Below are 18,810 nucleotides of genomic sequence, written 5' to 3' on the forward strand. Positions count from 1 at the left end.
TGACTTTTCGTAAACAGATTCTAAATAAAGTATAAACTAACTATTAGCATTAATAAACTTGCTCCATAATAATAAAAGCGAAGCCGGAATGAATCCGGCTAAATGCTGAAACGATATTGGATTACCTTTGCTTTGACTAAAGCTTTATAGAAAATGATCAGCAGCGGCGCCAGGAAGACACCTAAAACTCCCATCACCTTGAAGCCTACCCAAATAGAAATCAAAGTTGATAAAGGACCCAGACCAATTCTTTCCCCGAGAATTTTCGGTTCAATAATCTTGCGCAATACTGTGATCACAATAAAGAGAAGAATCAGACCAAGGCCGCTGAAAATATCCCCCAGAGTAATTAAGACGATTCCCCAGGGAACGAGAACGGAGCCTGTGCCGAGGATGGGTAAAATATCGACAATCACAATCAAAAGCGCCAATACCAAGGCATAACGCATGTCTAAGATCAAGAGCCCCCCGAGGCTCACAATATAGGTGAAGGTGCTCAACACCACTTGAGCCTTTAGAAAGCCAATGGTCGCATTGCGCAAATCCGAGAGCACAGCAATAGCCTTGGGCTTCGACTCCTTCTTGAAATAGGAAAAAAAGCGTTGACTAATATGATGCAGATTCAAATTAATCATATAAAGAGCAATAAAGAAGATGAGTAAGGTAATGAAAAAGATGGGAATAGACGCCGTTATGGATATGGTTTGGGCCCCCCAGGTGGACAGTAAATTGATACTGGATAATTGGTTGGCAAAGCCGGTAATCGTTTGATTGATCTGTGCCACCATCTCAGGGGGCAACACCATGATCAATTCATTGATGCGCTGATTAGCATCATTAAACCAAAACTGGATATTAGGAATATTGCGTTGGATGAACTTGATTAATTCATAAGCCTCACTTGTGATCTTGGTAATCAAGAAATACGCCAGCAGCAGGAAGCCGCCCAGAAACACAAAATAGGAAATATTAGCGGCAACAGGCCGATTGATCTTCGGCCATTTCATGAGCCATTGATTGAAAGGTTCCAAAAGCAGAGCAAACACCAGAGCAAAGATAAAGGGAGCAAAATGAGGCAAAGCATAATAAGCAACCAAGGGAATCAAAATAAAGGCTATGATAACAAGCAGTGTTACCGCTACTTTCTTGGCAAATTCTTTCATGTAAGGCATTCTCTCCTATCTGCGAAAAATGTACTTATCACTCATTTTAGGGTATATGTGCACCTTTTGCAATGAAATAACAAGAAGGTTATAATGTGTTAATATAGTGTTAATAAAGGCAGTCCTGCTTACCTTAAACTAAGGATTTTTTCGTAAAAAGGAGTTATGTATGATCATCGAAACGACTAAGCAAAACCTTTCTCAAATCAGAAACCCGGAGTTCTCCCAGTATGCTCAGATTTATGCCCGGGTCTATGATCATTTTATTGATCAAATCAAGCAAACGGGCATGGCCCTGGATGAAAACCTTGAAAAAGAGACCGCCGCCAAACTGGAAAAAATCAAGCAAATGCAGGGAGTTTTCCGTAACTCTGATAAAAGTATCGTCAACACCTGGATCTCCTCAGCCTGTGAAGCCTGTCAAAAAGGTGTCGGCACAGTGACAATGTATGTCTCCCTGATGTGTCACCGTAACTGTTATTTTTGTTTTAATCCCAATCAGGAGGATTACGAACATTTCACTCATAACAAAAGAGATCTGGTAAGTGAGCTCACTCAACATCTCAAACACGGCCCTAAATTAACTCACTTGGCTTTAACAGGAGGAGAACCCCTGTTGCATAAAAAAGAAATGCTGGATTTTTTCCGTCTGGCTAAGGAAAAATCCCCCAAAACCCATACCCGTCTCTATACATCCGGAGATTTTCTCGACCGGGAAATCCTTCAGGACCTCAAAGACGCCGGTCTCAGTGAAATTCGTTTCAGCATTAAAATGGAAGACCCTGAACGCCTCAAGCAGGAAGTCTATGAGAGGATTGCTTTAAGCAAGGAATTTATCCCCGATGTTATGGTAGAAATGCCTGTTTTGCCGGGAAGCTTTGCCGAAATGAAGGAAGTTCTCCTTGAACTCGACCGCATCGGCATCTCCGGCATTAATCTCTTGGAGTTTTGTTTTCCCTTTAACAATGCCGATGAGTTTATAAAACGGGGTTATAAGGTGAAAAACCCTCCCTTTAAAGTCCTTTACGACTATTGGTATGCCGGCGGGCTGCCCATCTCCCGCAGCGAACTGGAATGCCTGGATTTAATGGCCTTCGCCCTGGAAGAAAAGCTGCAGCTGGGCGTCCACTACTGTTCTTTAGAGAATAAACAAACCGGACAAATCTATCAGCAAAATTACGGACAAAAAGTGTCCTCGCTTATGTTCTTTTCCCCAAGAGACTATTTCTTTAAATCGGCAAAAGTCTTCGGCGAGGATATTTCTAAAGTCAAGAAAATATTCAAAAAGAAAAACGTGACCCAATCTCAATTCAATGCCGATTATAATTATCTGGAATTCCACGTCAGTCAGATCAAGCTCCTCAAGGACCTTGATATTGAAATCGGCATCTCCTCCAATGTCATGGAAGTACGGGAAGATGGCAAGTATCTGCGGGAGTTGAAAATCGATAGAACTTATCCCAAAGACTTTGACCTGTCAAAGGATATCTGACTCGGATAGCCAAAACATTAATGATATAAGCCAAGCATAAAAGGGCTCTTTGAAATTTAACTTTCAAGAGCCCTTTCTCGTCAACAGGTCATAATCCCACATCAGAAACTCGTGAGCTAATAGAGCCATCCCCTGAAAATACTCTGTGTGCGCATTCTGGATCACGCTTAAAGTAAAGTCTAAACTCCACTTTAATAGGTGTTCCTCTAAGAATCTTTGCTGCTCTTTGAACAAATAAAGTGCTTCCTTGACAATTCCTGTCCTTAAATAATAAGACTGACGGCGTATTAATTCAGCCATAAATTCCAGCTCTACGCTGTAATGATCCTCCGGCTCCTTGTGTTTCAGTACATATGCCAAGCCATGGCGGCCATAGAACTCCCGCACCTTCAGGGTGGTAAGGTCAGCGGTTGCTCTTTCCTCAGTGCGGTAAACAGACTCCCAAGGTGGAGCAAGCAGTTGGCAAGGATCAACAAACAGCTTATTATAGTCCTCATTCAATTGTGCTGCCCTGTCTTCCAGATTCCGCTCATCAAGGGAAGCAAACCAAGCTCTTAACAGAGCGAGACCTTGTTGGAAGCCTTCTCTATTGATTTCCAATGGTAAAGACTCAAACAGCTTCTCTTCAATGATAGCTTTAAGCAATTCCACACTGGGCGGGCTGAAAAAACCTAGGTTTATCGTTTGGTACATAAGCTTCCTGACTTCAGGAAAGTGGGATTCTGCAAAGGTTACTCCTATGGTTTCATCAATATCCATATCCACCATATTCTTTACACCTTCTCCCCAGCTTTTATATTCTTTCTTCTCTATCCGGCATTTGAAAATAAATTTCTACATCTATGTTAAAATTAGGGTAATTCCTTCTTATATTGTGTATCCTATCATGCTTTTCTTAACTATTTATAAAAAATTCTTAACGAAATATTAATATTCCCTTATTTTTCCCACTTTTACCACATGTTATCTGAGTTGTATCCTATAATTCCGTAAAAAAGCCCCCTATGACTTCTCATAAGGAGCTTCTAAGAATTACTTATAAAGTTGAGCTTTGGCTTTGTGCGGCTTGGTCTTAGCCTTAACCCCGGTCTTTGTCTTAGCTTTAGCCTCAGTCTTTGTCTTAGCCTCGGGCTTTGCCTTTGCTTTAGTCTCGGTCTTAGTCCCTGCCCCTGCCTTTGTTCTGGTCCTGGTTTGCTGTCCCTTCTCTTCTTTCTCACTGATCACTTTGCCGAAAGACAGTCTCCGCAATGGGATTGATATTTTCAAGCTATTTTCGATCTTATGCAACAAAGGGAGTTCTCTTTGAGTTACCAGTGATACAGCCACCCCACTCTGTCCTGCTCGTCCGGTTCTACCCACCCGGTGCAAGTAAAGTTGGGGCTCCTCCGGAATATCGAGATTAAAGATATGGGTGATATTCTTAATATCAAGACCTCTGGCCGCCAGATCAGAAGCCACTAACAGCTGTGTTTTCCCTGCGCGGAAATCCGCCATGGCTTGACGGCGGTTCTCCTTTTGAGAAGCTCCTGATATAGCCACCGCATCCAAACCATGATAGCTGAGCCTTTCCACCGTTTTCTCAATCTCTTCAGTTTTATTGATAAAGATTAAAGCCCGCCCAGGCTCCAGATGCCGGACCAGCTTACGCAGAAGCTCCAGTTTATCTCGTTGCTCACACATAAAATGCTGATGAATAATCGTCGGCACAACCGTGGCCTTCATCGTTATTCTCTGGACTGCAGGATCCTTAAGAAAGCCGGCAGCCTGCTCTATGGCATCCTGAGATAGAGTCGCCGAAAACAAAAGGATCTGGCTGTCCTTATAGGCCGTCTTTAATACAGCTTTGACTGTCTGGATATTTCTTTCATCAAGCAATTGATCGGCTTCATCAAGCACAATGGTCTTGAGAGATTGAGCCGATATCTTCCTTTTCTGGATAAGCTCCAGAATGCGGCCGGCAGAGCCTACAATAATATGGGGCTTCTCCTTCAGTTTCTCAATTTGCCGCGCGATATTAACATTGCCAATTATGGCTGCGGAAGTAATCGTTGCAGCCAAATGCCGGGATAAATCCTGGATTTGCCGCTGAACCTGCAAGGCCAGTTCATGAGTAGGGGTAAGAACCAATACCTGATTCTCTCGTTTATTCCGGTCGATCTTTTGCAAAACAGGCAGGAGATAGGCTAAGGTCTTCCCCGACCCGGTTTCCGATTGGCCTGCAACATCCCGGTTGTTTAGAATGAGCGGTATGGTGCTCTTTTGGATCTCGGTAGGCTGAACTATCCCCTCTTTCGCGAGGGCTTCCACAAGCTCTGCCTGAATTCCTAATTCTTGAAAGGACTCTGGTCTTTCCATATTATCCATATTCGTTATATCCTCTTCTTTTATTCATTAACCAGGCTTTGCCAAAGGCACTGCCCGTGATGGTAGTATTGTTCATTATAGCCTGTTTTATCGGAAAGCAGTAGTGTGGGTGGCTTTAGGCCAGGGAATACCAAACTTCGCGAAAGGATCGCAACAGAGAAAGGTTGGAAACAGGATGTTTCCAACCAGCCAATCCGCTCCATGAGTTGATCTTGATTCACGGCTAAGTGCCGAAATTCTTGGCAATCACCGATTTAATCGCCATCCAATCCACCTCGGCCGGCAAAGCATCTTTGATCGGCCGCAGCTTTTCCATGCCTACTTGTTGAATGGCGGCCAGGATCAGCTGTTCCTGATCCTCAGGAATAAAGTCGCTCCAGGAGATGGGCTGCCCTTCCTTGAAAGCGCGCAGAAGATGGTCCTGCAGAGTGATCACCTTATAACTTCTAAGCTTGGCAATCTCCTCCAGGGATTTCCCTTCCTGATAGAGCCGATAGGTGATCAGATGACTGGGGATTTTGCTCTCACTTTTCTGAGACTCCTCCAGTCCCGCCGGTTCAGGCTGTAACTCAGGTGCCTTCTCCAGCGGGGGCTTTGCCAGGGTTCTTGCCATGGTCTCAGAGGAATTTATCCCCTGCTTCCCGAAGAATTCCTCAATCCCTTGGAGGAAAATATCCCCGTACTTCTCCAGCTTTTTCTCCCCAACCCCACCCAGGCGCAGGAACTCTGCACGGTTGCGCGGGCAGGATTCGGCCATTTCTCTTAAGGTACTATCGGGAAAAATCATATACGGCGGCAAGCCTTCCTTAGCTGCCGCTTCCCGGCGCAAGCCTCTCAGGTAGTCAAATAAAGTGAGGCTCTCCTCTTCCTGAAGCTTTGCTTTGCGCAGAACCTTTTGCAATACTTGTTCATTTCCTTTCAGGACCGGTGCCGCTTTCCTGCCGCACTTAACCACAGGATATTCTCCTGTGGACAAGCGCAAGTAATCTTCGGCAATGAGGTAGTTGATCTGATCTTTAATCTCTTGAATCGTGCGCTTGCTCATCAGCCCGTAAGTACTCAACTGATGGAAGCGAAAGTCCATGATTTTCTTATTGCCGGAACCTTTGAGAACTTCCGCCACCAGGTTAACCCCGAAACGCTCCCCCATGCGCAGGACACAGGAGAGAATCTTCTGAGTATCCACTGTAATATCAACAACATCCCAGTCATCAGTGCAATTGCCGCAGTTCCCGCACTCCGCCGGGATCTCGGTTTCCCCGAAATACTCCAGGATTTCCTTGCGCAAACAACGGGCCGTATGACAATAATCCGCCATGTCCTGAAGTTTTTTATGTTCATTAACCTTCCGCTCCGGGTTAAAGGTGTTATTATCGATCAAATACCGCTGCAGCACCACATCCTGGGGAGCAAAGAGCAGGATGCACTCAGCCGGTTCTCCGTCCCGTCCCGCTCTTCCCGCCTCCTGATAATAAGCCTCCATGTTTTTCGGCATATTGTAATGAATAACAAACCGCACATTGGACTTATCGATCCCCATGCCAAAGGCATTGGTAGCCACCATCAGAGGGGTTTTGTCATATAGAAAAGCTTCCTGAGCTTTTTGCCGGTCCAGGTCGCTCATCCCGGCATGATATTTGCCGACTAAAAGTCCCTTGCCTTTCAGATAAGTTTGCAGCTGATCCACTTCCTTGCGGGTTGCCGCATAAATAATCCCCGACTCGCTGCGATGCTGGAGACAATAGGTGGATATAAAGACCTTTTTATTTTCTCCCTTCAAGGTGGAAAATTTCAGGTTGGGGCGATCAAACCCCGTTACAAACACTTGAGGACTCTCAAGTTTTAAAAGACTCACGATATCTTCTCTGACCTCTTGGGTGGCCGTAGCGGTAAAGGCCCCTATAATGGGACGATGGGGAAGGGATTCTACAAAAGCGCCGATCTTTCGGTAACTGGGACGGAAATCATGTCCCCATTGGGAAACACAATGGGCCTCATCCACAGCCACAAAGGAGATAGTCAAGGATTCCAACAGGGTTAAGAAGCTCTCAGCCTCCAGGCGTTCAGGAGCAATATAAAGGAGCTTATATCTCCCCTGGCGGGCTTTGTTGATCCTCTCCCAGACTTCCTGCATCGACAGAGAACTGTTGATAAAGGTGGCGGGAACACCTGCCTCATGAAGGGAATCCACTTGATCTTTCATCAGGGAGATCAGAGGTGAAATGACCAGGGTAACGCCATCAAAAAGCAGGGCCGGAATTTGGTAGGATAAAGATTTTCCGGCCCCTGTAGGCATAATCGCCACAGTATCTGAGGATTGGAGCAAACTATGAATCACCTTGTCCTGACCTTTGCGGAATTGAGAATAACCGAAATAGCGTTTAAGCAGACTAAGCGCTTGATTCATCATCTTAAGACGTCTCCTCCGGTATTGGCAATTCATCCTTGAGCATCTGACAGATCTCGAAGAGTTTGGTGATATCATTTGTGTAATAGTCCACCCCGGTGTAATCCTTGACAATTTCGTTGACCGGATATCCTCCCACAATGATTTTTACTTGATCGCGCAAACCCGACTCCACCAATAAGTCCACAACCTTTTTTACCGCACTCACGCAAAAGGATAATAAAACACTGATCCCCAAGACTGGGGCTTTTGTTTGATTCACGGCCTGAACAAAGGTTTCCGGAGATACATCCACCCCTAGATCGACGACTTTAAAGCCTGAAGATTTTAACATATAGTGGATAATGTTCTTGCCCAGATCGTGGATATCTCCCTCAATGGTGCCTAGGATAATGGTCATGCCATTGGAGGGAATATCGCTTGTAATCAGTGGTTCCAGAATCACCATGACCTCTTTTAATATTTCCTCAGACATAATGAGATCCGATAGGTAATACTCGCCGTTGCAATAGCGTTTACCCACAACCTCCACTCCCTGCTGGCATAATTCAACCACTTTTAAGGGAGAGACCCCTTTGCTGAGATATTCCTTGACCAGGTTTATGGTTTTTTCTTCATCGAGATCGGCAAGGGCGTTAAGTAATTGGTCATCCAAGATTAATCCCTCCATGATTATCCTTTCTCAGCCACCCATCATAGCCCGTCAATTGATAGCGGTCACCGCGATAGATGGATTTGCTCCACCCTACCGGTTTATTTTCCAGATCATATAGAGTTTCTTCAATCACAAAGACAGGGGCATTGACCCCAATTCCGAGGATTGCTGCTTCCTCGGCAGTGGTCACCGATACCTGCAGTACTTTTTTGGTACTTACAGGCAGAACGTCATTATTGGCCGTTACCAGCCCGGAAAGGGTCGGGTCTTGGAGATTGGACTCCAATATCGGCTTGCTTTTCGAATAAATAGTATACTTTCTCTCATAAGCGAGACGTTCATCCTCAGCAGAGACTACCGTACGAAAATACAAGAGACGGGTTGTGCTGCTATCCAATTGAAAAATCCTCATTAATCTCTCATCAGCCCGAACGATATGAGCGCCTAATAGAGTGGTGCTCAGTTTTAAGCCAAAGTCTTTAATTTCTTGATTGAAATTATTCAACTCAAACACAACATTGTTCAGCTTCGGCGGGGAGACAAAGGTCCCCTTTCCCTGCTGAGCGTGAACCATGCCTGCCGTGATCAACTCTGCAATGGCCCGTCGTACAGTCATCCGGCTAATTTCAAAGCGATTGGCAATCTCTGTCTCCGTAGGCAGAGCTTCACCCGGTTTGAGTTCTCCGTGCAGGATTTGACTTTCGAGAAGCTTGGCCAGCTGATAATAAATAGGGATGACAGAATTTTTATCTATGGACTGTTCTTCATTCATATACGAACACCTTGCTTTAAATTCTGATCTAGGTCTCACTTGGAAAAAGAATGACTATTTGCTTAATCTATTCGGGATTAATTGGCATAAACCCTTTTTATGAACTCATCTTTGTACCCACCACCAAAGATAGAGATAGGCAAAGGCATCCAGCTGTTCCCACTGATCTCTGATGAGGGATTCATCCCCGGAGGGGGGACCATAATCCTTAAGGACCTGCTCCCAGGGGAGACAAGTGCCTGGCGAAATACTAGGAACCTTGTCCTCTTCTGACATACTAAGTCTCCTCTCTTTAGTACTCAGCAACACTTATGTGTACACTCCATACTGGCGTGTGGTTTCTATCAAAGCGATGACATTTTCCACCTTCACATCCGTCTGCATAATCCCGGCTGTATCCATAATAAAGCCACCATCTGCCGCATAATCGTGCAGGAGACCCTTGACATAGTCACTGACCTGGGCGGGTGACCCATAGGCCATCAGGGAATTAGGAACATTGCCGCTGATGCAGAACTTATGGCCAAGTACCGCTTTCGCTTTAGCTATATCCGTCTGATCCACATGAAAAACAATACTGGCTGCAGGCAGTTCAACAATTTTTTCCAAATAGGGGTTCCAGTTTCCTTCAGCGTAAAACATGGTTCGCTTGCCCTGGGCCCAAAGACCCTCGATCACTTTTTTTAGAGGGGGCCAATAAAAGGTATCCCACTCATGAGGGTTCAAGAAGGGATAACTGCCCCGGTGCAGAGGCAGGAAAACAGGCAGCAGGCGCTCTCCTTCTGAAGTCGCCAGGCCGTAATAGATATTATGAGGTACGAGAACCTCCAAAGCAGAGAGAATTTTTTCCGGGCGTTTCCGTAAATCCCTCATAATACCCTTCAGCCCCCGCAGGGTGTCTCCTAAGGTATCAAAGGGCGCCTTGACCATACCCGAGACCCCCAGAGGCATCCCATAATCTTTTGCCCAATGAGCGACTGCCTGTTTATTTCTTTCGTTCACCATCACCATTCCCGCCGCCCCTTTAATCAAGGCAAGATTGGCACGAAAGGAGCCCGGTTCAGAAAATTCACTATGGATCCTGGGTAAAAAAGACTCCAGAATCCATTGAGTCGGATTCGCTATGAAGGCATCATAATCCTCGGCAACCATATATTCTTTTTCCACAAATTGAAACTGTTGATTGGGAGCAAGCTGACGGCCGGCGAATTTTAAGTATTTGGCACCTACCGCATCATGCAGGGTTCCCCACCATAGACTTGGGCCTCCCATGATCACGTCCACATCAAAATCGGCGAGGATTTTGTCCGCCGCTTCAATATTTTTATCCAAATCATAGTAGACTTCCTGAAGCTCTAATCCCGCATATTTGGCCATGAATTCACTCAGTTGCAGACGAATAGGCACTTTATCGGGTTTTTTGCCTGCCATTGCCGTCAGATAACGAGTTAATCGTTCCTGATACAAAGATTCACTGTTCATAATGGTAGTTGCGCTTGCCATAGGCCCTCCTTTAAGAAAAGGCTGTTCTATTATCACGAGTATAAAGAACAGCCTTTTGATTGATAACCTTTTTCGTTTGCTACTTAGCAACTTCCCCAGTCTTCATATTCTCTTTGGCAACAGACAGCATCAATTTGATCCGGTTCAATTGATTGACTTCACTGGCTCCAGGATCATAGTCGATGACGGCAATATTGGCTTTAGGGTAGGAGCGGCGCAGGGAGCGAATCATTCCTTTGCCGATGATATGGTTGGGCAGGCAGCCAAAAGGCTGCAGGCAAGCGATATTCATGACCCCACTGTGGAGGAGCTCCACCATCTCTCCGGTCAGATACCAGCCTTCTCCTGTCTGATTGGCCAAGGAGATATGCTCCTCAGCGCTGCGGGCAATCTCTTCGATGGCAGCGGGAGGGGTGAACCGCCGGCTGGCGGCCAAAGCTTTGCGCATATCCTTACGGTAATACTCCATGACCTTGACTGTCAACATACCATTAAACATAGCTTTAAAACTGCCTGACAAAACGTCAAATTTAATTTTATAGCAATAGGCGCAATAAAGCAGGAAGCCCATTAAATCCGGTTGAGTGACTTCTGCTCCTTCTGCCTCCAGGAGTTCCACCAGATTATTATTAGCCGTAGGATGATATTTGACGAGAATCTCGCCGACGATGCCTACTTTGGGTTTGACCCGGTCCTCATAAATTTCAAGGCTGTCGAAGTCCGCGACGATTTTATAAATATTGGCTTTAATCTCCTTCTTGTCCCCTCGCCTCAAGGCCTCCTGGCATTTCTCCACCCACTGATCATAGAGAGCGTTGGCGGAGCCGGGAACCTTCTCATAGGGGCGGACACGATGAAGGACATTCATCAGCAGATCACCATAGACAATTCCCCAAAGCAGATCGGGAAGCATCTTCGCTGTGATCTTAAAGCCGGGGTTGGCTTCCAGCCCGGAAGCGTTCAAAGAAATAACCGGAACCTGGTCCATACCTGTGTCTTTCAGAGCCTTGCGAATGAAGGCGATATAGTTGGTAGCCCGGCACCCGCCGCCTGTTTGGGAAATGAGCACAGCGGTCCGGTTCAAATCATACTTACCTGATTTCAAAGCTTCCAACAGCTGCCCGACCACGATGATGGTCGGATAACAGGCATCGTTATGAACATGCTTCAATCCTTCATCAATGGCTCCCCGGTCAACTGAAGGGAGAACCTCAATCCTATAGCCCGCCTTTTCAAAGCCAGTTTTTAAGAATTGGAACTGATGGGGCGCCATCTGCGGGGCAATAATCGTGTAGTTTTTCTTCATCTCTTCCGTAAAGATCACCCGGCCTTCCGGATCATAAAGCTTCTCGGGTCTGAAATTGCGCTTATCCCGCTCCTGGACAGCTGCCAGCAAAGAGCGAATGCGGATCCGGGCCGCTCCCAGATTGGTGATCTCATCGATCTTCAGAACTGTATATATTTTACCATAACGCTCTAATATTTCCGAAACTTGATCGGTGGTTACGGCGTCCAGACCGCAGCCAAAGGAGTTTAACTGGATCAGCTCCAAATCGGGTTTAGCGGCGACAAACTGAGCCGCAGCATAGAGCCGGGTATGATACATCCACTGATCCACCACGCGCATAGGGCGCTCCGGGTTCGTCATATGGCGGATAGCGTCTTCAGAAATCACGACCAGGCCAAAGCCTTGCAATAGCTCAGGGATGCCGTGGTGAATCTCGGGATCAATGTGATAGGGCCGCCCAGCCAGGACAATCCCCTTGCTGCCATGAGTCTCCATATAGTGAAGAGCCTCTTCTCCTTTTTGCCGGACATCCTTTTTATAGTTCGCCAATTCCCCATAAGCCTTGTCCATAGCCTGCGCGATTTCCCGTGGCGTTAAACCTTCCCTTTTCGACAATTCCTCGATGAGGCGTTTCCGCATATGCTTAGGACTGTCAATAGGCAAAAAAGGCTGATAAAAGGTAATGTTTTCTTCCTTGAGGATATCCATATTGGCACGGATCGTTTCCGGGTAGGAGGTGACAATCGGGCAGTTGAAATGGTTGTTGGCTTCTGAGTCTTCCTTAACATTAAAGGGAATCGAGGGGTAGAATATTTTCTTAACCCCTTTTTTCACCAAATCCACAATATGACCGTGGACCAGCTTAGCGGGGAAGCATTCCGATTCCGAAGGAATGGTATCCATCCCTGATTCATAAAGGGCTTTAGTCGAACGGCCGGATAGAACCACCCGATAGCCTAATTCCGTAAAAAAGGTGTACCAGAAAGGATAGTCCTCATAAATATTCAGAACCCGGGGAATGCCGATCACCCCGCGCGAGGCTTCCTGGGCGGACAAAGGCTTATAACGAAATACCCTTTGGTATTTATAATCGTACAGGTTAGGAAGTTCCGTCTTAACCTTTTCCTGGCCGGCTCCCCGCTCACAGCGGTTTCCGGAAATGAAATTCTCGCCGTTGGAAAAATGCTTGACCGTAAGCAAGCAGTTATTCCCACATAAGCCGCAGCGTTTCATGGTCGTTTCCGTGGCGAAGGATTCCAGCTGTTCCGCCGGCAACAGCTCTGTTTTATGGCCTAAGTCACAGCGTTCTTTAGCGATCAGCGCTGCTCCAAAAGCTCCCATAATTCCGGCGATATCGGGGCGGACCACTTCCCTGCCCAGCAATTTCTCCAAAGAACGCAGGACGGCCTCGTTATAAAATGTTCCACCCTGAACAACAATTTTTTCACCCAACTCTTCTGTGTTGCGCAAGCGAATAACCTTAAATAAGGCGTTTTTAATCACGGACATGGAGATCCCGGCGGATATATCGCTGACTGTTGCCCCTTCTTTTTGGGCCTGCTTCACTTTGGAATTCATAAATACAGTGCAGCGTGTCCCCAGATCCACCGCGTTTTGAGATTCCAGGCCAATCCGGGCAAATTCCTTAACATCCATATTGAGCGAATTGGCAAAGGTCTCCACGAAGGATCCACACCCGGAAGAGCAGGCCTCATTGAGCATGATGGAATCGATGACTCCATTTTTAATCACCAGGCTTTTCATATCCTGACCGCCGATATCCAGAACAAAATTAACACCGGGCAGGAAAAAATCAGCCGCTTTAGCATGGGCAACCGTCTCGATCTCCCCAATATCCACTTTAAGCGCCGTTTTAATCAGCTGCTCTCCATAGCCTGTTACCGTGGAATTGCGGATAGTGATGCCAGGATTCAATTGGGAATACATCTCTTTCAGAGCACCTATGGTTGATTCCAGGGGGCTGCCCAGGTTGCTGCCATAATAGGAATACAGCAGTCCACCCTCATCATCGATTAAGGCAACCTTGGTGGTGGTCGAGCCGGCATCGATACCCAGATAAGCATGACCTGTATACCCCTGAGGATCTTTACGGTTTACCTTATGGCGTGCATGCCTCTCCCGGAAAGCCTCATATTCTGCTTGATCAGCAAAAAGGGGCTCGGCAATGGCCTTTTCATCCTGAGTGATGCTATTAATATGAGGTGCGTTATCATAAACAGTCTGGGAGGGGAATGCCTGCTCATCCCGAGCTACCAAAGCGGCTCCGATGGCTACAAAGTATTGAGCATCCTCAGGAAAAACAGCATAATCTCCTTCCAGTTTTAACGTCTCGATAAAGCGTTGGCGTAACTCGGACAGGAAGAACAAAGGTCCTCCGAGAAAGGCTACTCTGCCACGAATCGGGCGGCCTTGGGCCAAGGCCGTAATCGTTTGATTGACAACGGCCTGCAGAACCGAAACAGCAACGTCTTCCTTGGCGGCCCCTTCATTCAACAGAGGCTGCACATCCGTTTTGGCAAAAACCCCGCACCGTGAGGCGATGGGATAAATGGTCTTATAATTCTTGGCCAGCTCATTTAACCCTTCCGCATCGACTTGAAGCAAGGAAGCCATTTGATCAATAAAGGCTCCCGTACCACCCGCACAGGTTCCGTTCATTCTTTGTTCAATAGATTCGCCAAAATAGGTGATTTTAGCGTCTTCTCCTCCCAGCTCAATGGCAACGTCAGTCTGAGGGATCATCTTCTTAACCGCCGCAGTTCCGGCAATGACCTCCTGGACGAAGGGAATCCCTAATTTCTTGGCTAAATTAAAACCGCCTGAACCGGCAATCATCATCGTCATAAGTTGTCCATCTAAAATGGGCTTTGCATCTTCTAGCATCGAAAGAACAGTATCTTTGATATTCGAAAAGTGCCTCAAATATTGTTTATAGACAATGCCTTGTTCAGGACTGAGAATAATCATTTTAACAGTCGTAGAGCCCACATCGAGCCCAACATTGAGCACCTTGGTCATCCAATTTCCTCCTATTCAAAACAGTAAAAAATATATATACTTTATATATAATATAACATAATAATGGACAAGATTTAACTTGTCAGAATAATAAATCGCCGCCCAATTTCCATATCCTATGGTATTAAGATCTATTATATCAAAAATATGTTAAAGACAAGGTTTCTTGCAGTTGGACATATCATACTAGTAATATATGTATTGATACGTGATTCAAGACACACATGAAAAATTATTCTACCCCAAAAGGTATATCCGCATATATATTCTACACGAATATAAATTCTCCTTTTGCTGCTATCCATCACGAAATATTCCTCCGTAAATAAAAAAACCAGATAATGCAAATTTAACTGCACTATCTGGCTAATGCTTCACCCTACTTTGTGCTCATGACGATGCTGTCTTTAGCCCTACCTTAATTTTTGCGGCAATTCACACCCAGAGCCGTCCAGGTTCGAATCCCGACGATGCCATCCTGGACAAGTCCTCTGCTCTTTTGGAATGCAATCACTGCCGCTTGAGTTCTGGAACCGAAAATTCCATCAATATTCCCAGGACTAAATCCCTGCGCCTTCAGCAAGGATTGCAGTTCCTTCACAGATGCCCCACGGGATCCCATCCGCAGGGTTGGGCAGTTTTGGGATGGCGGTGGTGGGGGGGTAGTGCAGGTTACTCCCAGTGCTGTCCAGGTCCGAATGCCGACAATGCCATCCGGTGTTAAACCACTGCTTCTTTGGAAAGCAATCACCGCTGCTTCCGTCCTCGGTCCAAAAATCCCATCGGCAGCCCCTGGGTTAAAACCACGGGCTGTGAGCAGCTGTTGCAGCTGAACCACGGAGGGACCCCTTGAGCCTTGGCGCAAGGTTGGGCAATTCTGTGGCGGCGGCGGTGGAGGAGGCGTCATGCAATTGACCCCCAGGGCCGTCCAGGTCCGGACACCTACGATGCCATCCTGTACTAATCCCCGGCTGCCCTGGAAAGCAATCACCGCGGCTTCTGTCCTCGGTCCGAAGATCCCATCAATGGCCCCCGGACTAAAGCCATGGGAGGTGAGCAGCTGTTGCAGCTGAACCACGGAGGGGCCCGTCGCACCTTGACGCAACGTCGGGCAGGGACTGGGTTGCGGAGTCATGCAATTGACTCCAAGAGCCGTCCAGGTCTTGACCCCAACGACCCCATCCTGTACCAAACCACGGCTGCCCTGAAAAGCGACAACTGCTGCATGGGTTCTCGGTCCGAAAATGCCATCAATAGCTCCTGGACTAAAGCCGTGAGATGTAAGAAGCTGTTGTAAATGTACGACCGAGGGACCTTGTGAACCCTGTCTGAGAACGGGACAAGGCTGACCTTGAGCCATCATCTGACCTTCCATGGGCATTTGCGGATGCATTGGATGCATTGGATGCATTGGATGCATGGAGCACGGTTGCGTTGGTACACAAATAACCTGACCTGGGAAAAGGCACATAGGATCAGTGATTTGCGGATTTAACATGAGAAGCTCTTCTACTGTAGTATTGAACATGCAGGCAATGTCCATAAGAGTTTCCCCAGGTTTTACCACATAATTCATAAATACACCCCTTTCCATAGATTTTCCGTATATCCTATGCAAAAGGTACGGGAATGCTATTGGAAATGGGCAGCGGATAGAAAATTACTTAGGTTCCTTTAGGTACAGAGAATCCAGATGGCGATGCAAGCGCTTCAACACCCTTTGAAATTGAAAGGAATGCAGGGTTGAAATATTGATCATTTTCGCCACGAACCCCATTACCCTGCCATGAGGTTCTAAGGCGATGGAATAGCTGACCTTTGTGCCGCCATTTTCCAGCTCCTCAAGGTCCCACCAGCTCTCGCCAATGACGACACCCTGATAGTAGCGGATATCTACCCGGTTCGGAAAGCTTAAGGATATTGTCTCACACCGGAACCATCCTCCTGAAGCCCATACTTCAATCTTGGCATGAAGATGGTCTCTGGACTTTTCCAGAATCCGCACTCGGAATTCTCCTGGCCACCAGCTTCTATAGCCAGGAATATCCGCAAGTAACGGATAAATCATCTGGGGCGGATAAGGATAATCATAAGAATCCTTGGCTTGAATCCTGCTCATTCTTTAGTTGTTCCTTTCTGCCTGTTAACGTCCCCACAGGGATTGGCACATGTTTCACTTTTTTTGGTTTTGCGGCTCAGTAAAAAGAGGGTAACTGCCAGACCAATCCCCAGGAGAAGGAGCCGCACCCCAATTATTTCCACAAAAAACATCGAAATGGTTAAAGAAAGCCATAAACAGGAGATCGATACAGCCTTGGCATGCAGCGTCATCCCTTTATTTTCGTAATAATCTTTAAGATAAGAGCCAAGCCATTTGCTCGCCAACAGTCTCTTATGAAGCCTTGGGGAACTTCGCATATAGCATGCTCCCGCCAATAATAAAAAAGGAGTCGTGGGGACGACAGGCAAAAACACACCGATAATGCCAAGCACTACGCAGAGTGTGCCAATTCCGATCAGCATCATTTTCATCATCTAGCTCACTTCTCTTCCTTCCCCTGGCTCATTATAGGCGATCACTCCCACTCTTTCCAGATCTCCGGTTGATAACCTACCGTTGCTTTCCTGCCATTGCGAACAATCGGGGTCCTATAGAGTTTAGGATGAGTCAGCAAAAGCTCTTCACGCATCTCCAAGCCCCTGATTTGATCGAGATTGAGGGCTTTATAGTCTTTGCCTTCTTTATTGATCAGCTCATTTAAGGCGACAGAGGATTTGACACTCTGCAATTCACCCTTACTTAGAGCTTTTTCATTGAGATCGATAAATTGAAATTTTATGTTCCGCTCTTTGAAATATCGCTCCGCTTTTTTGGTATCAAAACATTTTCGGGTTCCATAAATCTGTATATTCAAAGCTCTTCCTCTCCAATCTTGAACGAAGTGATACCCCGATTCCTCTCAAATCACGCCGCCCCAGGCAGCGCTCCTCCTATAAAATAGCATAACTCAACGGATTTCGTCCATCCTTACCCTTGGAATTCCAAGCATGGGTCTGTTAATAAAGCACGAATGCTGTCAACCAATACCCAAAGTATAGCAAGTGTGTTTAAAAATGAAAAAAGCCTTTCCGGATCATGTTCTTCATTACCCGAAAGGCCTATTCAACGCATCTATGCTCTTTTTAACTCATCCCATTGATGGATGACTCTCAGCATATTATCCTGAAGACTTGAGGCATAAATTGTCTCCAGCCAAGTGAAGTAATTCCTGATGACCGCCTGATCTTCATGACAAAGCTCCATATAAGCGACCAAAGGCATGTATTCAGTGTCATAAAGCAGGGAAGCGACAAAGAGTTCGGCAAAGAACTCACCTCCGTCTTCCGGGTTCATCTGGTAATCGTCAAAAATCTGCTTAACCATATTCGTAAAGCCGGGAGGCATAACCTTGGCATCCTCCGTCAGGGAATAATGCAGAATATGGGCCAAGGCATGGAGAATCGGCAGCAAGAGTTCCTCTTCATTCCGATTGGGTTGAAAAACTCCCAGGCAATGAAGCCGGGGAATGGTCATCAAGGAACCTTCTCTTAATCTTAACCGGAAACCTAATACAGGGACTAAGAGGGGGTTCTTCGTCAGGCTGCTGAAAAATACCGGATACTCTTCTTTGAGAAAGGATAAAGCACAGTTCATCTCTTTGCCCAGAACATCTTTTTTGAGCCCATTGCCCTGCTTCCATGCTGGGGGGCTCTGTTCCGCTAAGGATAATACCTTGAGCAGTTCCAGCACTTCCCCTTCGAAGTTTGCAAAACGAATCGTTTCCGGAAGCCTGCCCAAAGTATAACACACCCAGAAAGTTAAGGAATCTTCAGGAGGGATCATCATATACAAGCAACGGGCCTTGTAATATTTAAATTGGATATCGTCAGCCCGTTGACGCAGATACAAAATGAAATCTTCCAAAGAATGCTTATCCGCATTGGCTAATCCCTCGGTTATCTCCTGAAGAAATTCTATGGCCTCTGCAGGGCTCCTCATGGTTTTTATTTTCAGGGTCTTGCTTTTGGGAAACATCTCCATCACCCCTAATTCAGGTTTATGATAGAGAGTTCGCCATGACAAGCAG

General features: G+C 46.4%; 15 protein-coding genes. 1 reads left to right on the top strand and 14 read right to left on the bottom strand.

Features of this window, described 5'->3' with window-relative positions:
* Window positions 1–98 precede the first annotated feature (98 nt).
* Entirely contained in the window at window positions 99–1,163 is a 1,065-nt protein-coding gene (gene ytvI / locus DHAF_RS14600) for a sporulation integral membrane protein YtvI (RefSeq protein WP_015944296.1), read from the bottom strand.
* A 169-nt stretch (window positions 1,164–1,332) separates the two neighbouring features.
* Between ytvI and DHAF_RS14605 the strand changes: the two genes are divergently transcribed.
* On the top strand, window positions 1,333–2,655 hold the full coding sequence (locus DHAF_RS14605; protein ID WP_005812182.1) for a radical SAM protein: 1,323 nt from the start codon (window positions 1,333–1,335) through the stop codon (window positions 2,653–2,655).
* Window positions 2,656–2,718: 63 nt separating this feature from the next.
* On the opposite strand, the gene DHAF_RS14610 is transcribed toward DHAF_RS14605, so the two are convergent.
* The 13 genes from DHAF_RS14610 to DHAF_RS14665 all read right to left on the bottom strand — a co-directional run bounded on the left by DHAF_RS14610 (window position 2,719) and on the right by DHAF_RS14665 (window position 18,806).
* Window positions 2,719–3,423, bottom strand: a complete 705-nt coding sequence (locus tag DHAF_RS14610; RefSeq protein ID WP_005812180.1) for a TorD/DmsD family molecular chaperone — start codon at window positions 3,421–3,423, stop codon at window positions 2,719–2,721.
* 264 nt (window positions 3,424–3,687) lie between these two features.
* Window positions 3,688–5,019, bottom strand: a complete 1,332-nt coding sequence (locus tag DHAF_RS14615) for a DEAD/DEAH box helicase (protein WP_015944297.1) — start codon at window positions 5,017–5,019, stop codon at window positions 3,688–3,690.
* A 223-nt stretch (window positions 5,020–5,242) separates the two neighbouring features.
* Window positions 5,243–7,429 (bottom strand): DNA helicase RecQ, encoded by a 2,187-nt coding sequence (gene recQ, locus DHAF_RS14620; RefSeq protein ID WP_015944298.1) that lies wholly within the window; start codon window positions 7,427–7,429, stop codon window positions 5,243–5,245.
* Window position 7,430: 1 nt separating this feature from the next.
* On the bottom strand, window positions 7,431–8,081 hold the full coding sequence (locus DHAF_RS14625) for a cobalamin B12-binding domain-containing protein (protein ID WP_015944299.1): 651 nt from the start codon (window positions 8,079–8,081) through the stop codon (window positions 7,431–7,433).
* Window positions 8,074–8,853 carry a GntR family transcriptional regulator gene (locus DHAF_RS14630; RefSeq protein WP_011459879.1) on the bottom strand — a complete coding sequence of 260 codons (780 nt, stop codon included), beginning with the start codon at window positions 8,851–8,853 and terminating at the stop codon, window positions 8,074–8,076. The genes DHAF_RS14625 and DHAF_RS14630 overlap by 8 nt, the downstream gene beginning before the upstream one ends.
* A gap of 105 nt (window positions 8,854–8,958) precedes the next feature.
* Window positions 8,959–9,129, bottom strand: a complete 171-nt coding sequence (locus DHAF_RS26105) for a hypothetical protein (protein ID WP_015944300.1) — start codon at window positions 9,127–9,129, stop codon at window positions 8,959–8,961.
* A 33-nt stretch (window positions 9,130–9,162) separates the two neighbouring features.
* A complete protein-coding gene (locus DHAF_RS14635; RefSeq protein ID WP_015944301.1) occupies window positions 9,163–10,356 on the bottom strand; it encodes a uroporphyrinogen decarboxylase family protein in 1,194 nt (397 codons plus the stop codon).
* 79 nt (window positions 10,357–10,435) lie between these two features.
* Window positions 10,436–14,683: a 2-hydroxyacyl-CoA dehydratase gene (locus DHAF_RS14640; RefSeq protein ID WP_005812165.1), complete on the bottom strand. Its 4,248-nt coding sequence runs from the start codon at window positions 14,681–14,683 to the stop codon at window positions 10,436–10,438.
* 418 nt (window positions 14,684–15,101) lie between these two features.
* A complete protein-coding gene (locus DHAF_RS14645) occupies window positions 15,102–16,277 on the bottom strand; it encodes a PGRP and LysM peptidoglycan-binding domain-containing protein (RefSeq protein ID WP_015944302.1) in 1,176 nt (391 codons plus the stop codon).
* A 66-nt stretch (window positions 16,278–16,343) separates the two neighbouring features.
* A complete protein-coding gene (locus tag DHAF_RS14650; protein WP_005812162.1) occupies window positions 16,344–16,802 on the bottom strand; it encodes a type II toxin-antitoxin system RatA family toxin in 459 nt (152 codons plus the stop codon).
* On the bottom strand, window positions 16,799–17,218 hold the full coding sequence (locus tag DHAF_RS14655; protein WP_005812160.1) for a YbaN family protein: 420 nt from the start codon (window positions 17,216–17,218) through the stop codon (window positions 16,799–16,801). Before DHAF_RS14655 ends, DHAF_RS14650 begins: the two co-directional genes overlap by 4 nt.
* 41 nt (window positions 17,219–17,259) lie before the next feature.
* Window positions 17,260–17,598, bottom strand: a complete 339-nt coding sequence (locus tag DHAF_RS14660) for an arsenate reductase family protein (RefSeq protein WP_005812158.1) — start codon at window positions 17,596–17,598, stop codon at window positions 17,260–17,262.
* A gap of 257 nt (window positions 17,599–17,855) precedes the next feature.
* Window positions 17,856–18,806: a hypothetical protein gene (locus DHAF_RS14665; protein ID WP_015944305.1), complete on the bottom strand. Its 951-nt coding sequence runs from the start codon at window positions 18,804–18,806 to the stop codon at window positions 17,856–17,858.
* Window positions 18,807–18,810: the final 4 nt, after the last annotated feature.

The sequence above is a fragment of the Desulfitobacterium hafniense DCB-2 genome (assembly GCF_000021925.1).
Classification (GTDB): Bacteria; Bacillota; Desulfitobacteriia; order Desulfitobacteriales; family Desulfitobacteriaceae; genus Desulfitobacterium; species Desulfitobacterium hafniense.